Annotated in this window: 5 protein-coding genes and 1 pseudogene; all 6 read left to right on the top strand. The window is 64.5% G+C overall.

Annotated elements, in window-relative coordinates; translation table 11 throughout:
- The coding region (locus I5W_RS09855; protein ID WP_044529083.1) for a glutathione S-transferase at window positions 1-589 on the top strand (589 nt) is incomplete at its 5' end.
- A gap of 242 nt (window positions 590-831) precedes the next feature.
- Window positions 832-1,467, top strand: coding sequence for a PepSY-associated TM helix domain-containing protein (locus I5W_RS09850; protein ID WP_044529082.1), 636 nt, complete (start codon window positions 832-834; stop codon window positions 1,465-1,467).
- A gap of 78 nt (window positions 1,468-1,545) precedes the next feature.
- Window positions 1,546-2,091: a DUF2271 domain-containing protein gene (locus I5W_RS09845; RefSeq protein ID WP_017450600.1), complete on the top strand. Its 546-nt coding sequence runs from the start codon at window positions 1,546-1,548 to the stop codon at window positions 2,089-2,091.
- A gap of 44 nt (window positions 2,092-2,135) precedes the next feature.
- Window positions 2,136-2,964: pseudogene (locus I5W_RS09840) on the top strand (DUF4198 domain-containing protein).
- 65 nt (window positions 2,965-3,029) lie between these two features.
- Complete coding sequence (locus tag I5W_RS09835) at window positions 3,030-4,037, top strand: FAD:protein FMN transferase (protein WP_044529081.1); 1,008 nt, start codon at window positions 3,030-3,032, stop codon at window positions 4,035-4,037.
- Window positions 4,034-4,560 (top strand): flavodoxin domain-containing protein (locus I5W_RS09830; RefSeq protein WP_044529080.1); only part of this gene is annotated, 527 nt, incomplete at its 3' end. The genes I5W_RS09835 and I5W_RS09830, both read left to right, overlap by 4 nt.

Below are 4,560 nucleotides of genomic sequence, written 5' to 3'. Positions count from 1 at the left end.
ATCAGTTCTCCAGCGCGACCCCAAGACCATGCTGGCGCCGCCCGAGCTGCTCAAGGTGCATCCGCTGGGCAAGTCGCCGGTCATCACCGATGGCGAGCTGACGGTGGCCGAGTCGGGCAATATCGTCGAGTACCTGCTGGAGCGCTATGGCGCCAACAGCGGCCTGCTGCCCGCGCCCGGCACGCCGGAGCGCCTGCGCTACCGTTACTGGCTGCACTTCGCCGAAGGCTCGGCCATGCCCTGGTTGTTGCTGGGCCTGATCTTCAGCAAGATGCCCAAGGCCGTGCCGACGCTGATCCGCCCGATCGCCAGGATGCTGGCAGAGGGGATGCGCACTCGCCTGGTAGCGCCGCAGCTGGAGCGGCAATTGCGCTACATGGAGGCAGAACTGGGCAAGGAGGGCTGGTTTGCCGGCAAGGCCATCAGCGGCGCCGATATCCAGATGAGTTTCCCGGTGGAGGGCTTGCGGGCGCGGGGTGGGCTCGATGGCCGCTATCCCAATCTGCTCAAGTTCCTGGAAGCCATCCATGCGCGCCCGGCTTACCAGCGTGCGCTGGAAAAGGGCGGCCCTTACGAGCTGCTGCGCTGATTCCTGCCCCTGTCGGCAGCAACGGCATCCCCCTCACGGCGCACGGCGTGAGGTCGGATGCCGTTTTTGTATCCTTGTGTATCGCTAAGTAAAAGAGCGCGATGCCACTGGCGAGGTGTGGACGAGTCTGGATATAATTGAGAATCATTATTATTTGAGTTGGGCGCAGTTCTCAGTCTTGCTGCTTGCCCTTATCCCTCCGCGGTCTCATGAAACAATCCGTCGCCAGTGCCGGCCCTGTCATGCCGGACCAGAAACGTCGCGCCTTCTGGCTCAAGCATCTGCACCAGTGGCACTGGATCAGTTCGGCCATCTGCCTGCTGGCCATGCTGGCCTTCGCCGCCACTGGCCTCACGCTCAATCATGCCGCCCAGATCGAGGCCAGGCCGCAGGTCATGCATCGCAATGCGACGCTGCCGGCCGCATTGCTGGCACCGCTGCGCCAGCAGGCCGAGGCGGCCGACGCCAAGGGGGGGAGCAAGGCAGCGCTGCCCCAGGGCGTGCGCGACTGGATCAGCCGTGAGCTGTCGGTAACCGTAGGCCAGCACAGCGCCGAGTGGTCCACCGATGAAGTCTACGTGGCGCTGCCGCGTCCGGGCGGCGATGCCTGGCTGCGGGTGGCGTTGCAGGACGGGCAGGTCGAATATGAAAAGACCGACCGCGGCTGGATTTCCTATTTCAATGACCTGCACAAGGGCCGCAATACCGGTGCGGCCTGGAGCTGGTTCATCGATGTCTTCGCCGTGGCTTGCCTGGTGTTTTGCTTGACCGGCCTGTTCCTGCTGCAGATGCACGCCGGCAAGCGCCCGGCCACCTGGCCCATGGTGGGGCTGGGGCTGGTGGCGCCGCTGTTGCTGGCGCTGCTGCTGATTCACTAGAACTCCATCGTTTCCCTCAGCCAGACAAGCCCCTGCGGCTTGCAGCCAGTCATCCTGTCTTTCTTAGCGAGAGGTCCCATGAAGCGTAGCACTACCGCATTGTTCAAACCGACCGCCCTGGCCCTGGCTGCGGCGGCGCTGTTCGCCTCGGCTGCCCCGGCTGGCGCCGCGGAGATGAACCTGAAGATCGAGATCCCGACCCTGAACGTGGCCGAATACCACCGTCCCTACCTGGCGGCCTGGATCGAGCGCGCCGACCAGAGCGTGGCCGCCAACCTGGCGGTGTGGTACGACATGAAGAAAAAGGACAAGGAAGGCGAGAAGTGGCTCAAGGATATGCGCCAGTGGTGGCGTCGCAGCGGGCGTGAGCAGCAGATGCCCATCGATGGCGTCAGCGGTGCCACCCGTGCGCCAGGTGAACAAAAACTCAACTTTGGTTCGACCAAGGGCGCCATCGCCAACCTGGCGCCGGGCGACTACGTGCTGATGGTGGAGGCGGCACGCGAAGTCGGCGGGCGGGAGCTGGTGAAACTGCCGTTCCAGTGGCCGCCCAAGTCGCCCCAGAGCGCCAAGGCCCAAGGCAATAGCGAACTCGGGGCCGTCGCGCTGGAATTGAAACCCTAAAACAAGACCATCAAAACAAGACACACGAGAAAAAGGAACCTGCCATGTCGTTTTCCCTCAAGCTGTTCGCCGGCCGCTCCATGAAGATCGCCGCGCTGGCCCTGGCCATGACCCTGCCGTTGTCGGCCCACGCTCACCGCCAATGGCTGCTGCCGTCGGCTACCGTCCTGTCCGGCAATGATGCCTGGGTCACGGTGGATGCGGCGGTGTCCAATGACCTGTTCTATTTCGAGCATTTCCCGCTGCGCCTGGATGGCCTGGTGGTGACCGGCCCTGAAGGCAAGCCGGTGCCTGCCGTCAATGCCGCCACCGGGCAATACCGCAGCACTTTGGATGGGCAACTGAACCAGAGCGGCACCTACAAGATCGCGGTGGTCACAACGCTGTTTTTTGCAGCTACAAGCTGGATGGGCAGCAAAAACGCTGCCGCGGCAATGCCGACAATCTGCCAAGGAAATCCCGGCCAATGCCACCGAGCTGAAGGTGACCCAGATGAACAGCCGCGTGGAAACTTTGTTCACCGCCGGCAAGCCGAGCCGCTCGGCACTGGCCATTACCGGCACGGGACTGGAATTGCAGCCGATCACCCATCCCAACGACCTGGTGGCAGGTGACACCGCCAGCTTCCAGTTGCTGCTCGATGGCAAGCCGGCGGCGGACGTGGAAGTGGAACTGGTGCCGGGTGGCATCCGCTATCGCGACAAGCTGCTCGACACCAAGCTCAAGACCGATGCCGATGGCAAGTTCAGCGTGAAGTGGACCGGCCCCGGCATGTACTGCCTGGAAGCCAGCGTGGCCGACCAGAAAACCACGCTGCCGCAGGCGACCCAGCGTCGTGCGAGCTATATCGCCACGGTCGAAGTGCTGCCCTGATCGTTCCTTGTTGGACCTTGCTGGCGCCTGCATTGCAGGCGCCGTTTTTATTCCGGATACCGACGATGTCCCACCGCGTATTGATCCCCGTCGAGCTGCAAGCCCCGCCCCTGCTGCCATCGGGCGTGCTGGCCCAGCGCTTTGCCGGCCACACCATGGGTACCACCTGGAGCGTGCAGGCGCTGGCGCCGCGCGAGGTCGCTGCCCACACCATCGCATCGGCCATCGATGCGCAGTTGCAACGAGTCATCGAGGAAATGAGCACTTGGCAGCCAGACTCGCACATCAGTCGCTTCAACCACGCCCCGGCCGGTAGTTGGCACGCCTTGCCCGAGGCTTTCTTCACCGTACTCGATGCGGCGCTGACCATGGCTGTCGATAGCGATGGAGCGTTCGATCCCACGGTCGGGCCGCTGGTCGATCTGTGGGGATTCGGCCCCGGCAGCGATCAGCGGCGGCTGCCGCATCTGCCCGATCCGCGGTCGCTGCAGGCAGCGCGCCAGCGTTGCGGCTGGCAGCGCATCGTGCTGGACCGCACGGGGCGCAGGGTGCAGCAGGCCGGTGGTGTACACCTGGATTTTTCCGGCATCGCCAAGGGCTATGCGGTGGATCTGATCGCCCAGGCCTTGCGCGCTTGTGGTTGCGTGAGCTGGCTGGTCGAGGTCGGTGGCGAATTGTCCGGCTGCGGCGTGAAGGCCGATGGTCAACCCTACTGGGTGGCGCTGGAGCGCCCGCCCCAGGATGCCGGGCCGAGCATGGTGGTGGCGCTGCATGACCTGGCCATTGCCACCTCGGGCGACTATCGTCGTTATGTGGATCACGCAGGCCAGCGTTATGCCCACACCATCGATCCCCGTACCGGTACACCTGTGCGCAATGTCCTGGCTTCTGTCACGGTACTGCACCGGCAATGCATGGTGGCCGATGCCTTGGCCACGGTGTTGACTGTACTGGGCGAGGAAGACGGCATGAGCTTCGCGCAGCAGCGCGGTATCGCCGCACTGTTCATCCGCCGCCAGGGGCAGGGCTATCAGGAGACCATGACGCCGGCGTTTGCGGCCATGCTGTCATGAGCGGCGCGATGCAGACCCGTTACCTGCTGGCGGCGCTGGTGGCGCTGAGCTACCTGGTGTTGTGCGTGATGACCGCACTCAAGTACCGCCGTGCACAGCAGCGCCAGCAAGCGGAGTGGGGGAGTAGTGCACTGGCGGCAGAGGAGGCTGTACTGGTCGCTTTCGCCAGCCAGACCGGTACAGCCGCGCGACTGGCCAGGCAGACTGCGCAGAGTTTGCGCGCAGGTGGCATGGCGGTGCGCGTGCTGCCGCTGGGCCAGTTGTGCGAGGCCGATCTGCTGGTGGCGCGCCTGGCCCTGTTCGTGGTCAGCACCACCGGCGAGGGCGATGCGCCCGATCACGCGGCGGCCCTGGCGCAGCGCATGGGCCAGAGCGATGGCGCGACCCTGAGCGCGTTGCGCTTTGGCGTGCTGGCCCTGGGCGATCGCAGCTACCAGCAATACTGTGCCTTCGGTCATGCCTTGCAGGCTTGGTTATGCCGGCGCCACGCCCAACCTTTGTTCGATGCCATCGAAGTCGACAA

This window comes from Herbaspirillum sp. B65 (assembly GCF_000333555.1).
GTDB lineage: Bacteria > Pseudomonadota > Gammaproteobacteria > Burkholderiales > Burkholderiaceae_D > Herbaspirillum > Herbaspirillum rubrisubalbicans.
This window is presented reverse-complemented; position numbering and strand designations above follow the sequence as displayed.

Bases quoted from the DNA above. Each gene is read 5' to 3' on its own strand.
- I5W_RS09850 (WP_044529082.1), top strand. From the start codon at position 832: ATGCCGGACCAGAAACGTCGCGCCTTCTGGCTCAAGCATCTGCACCAG.
- I5W_RS09835 (WP_044529081.1), top strand. From the start codon at position 3,030: ATGTCCCACCGCGTATTGATCCCCGTCGAGCTGCAAGCCCCGCCCCTG.
- I5W_RS09845 (WP_017450600.1), top strand. From the start codon at position 1,546: ATGAAGCGTAGCACTACCGCATTGTTCAAACCGACCGCCCTGGCCCTG.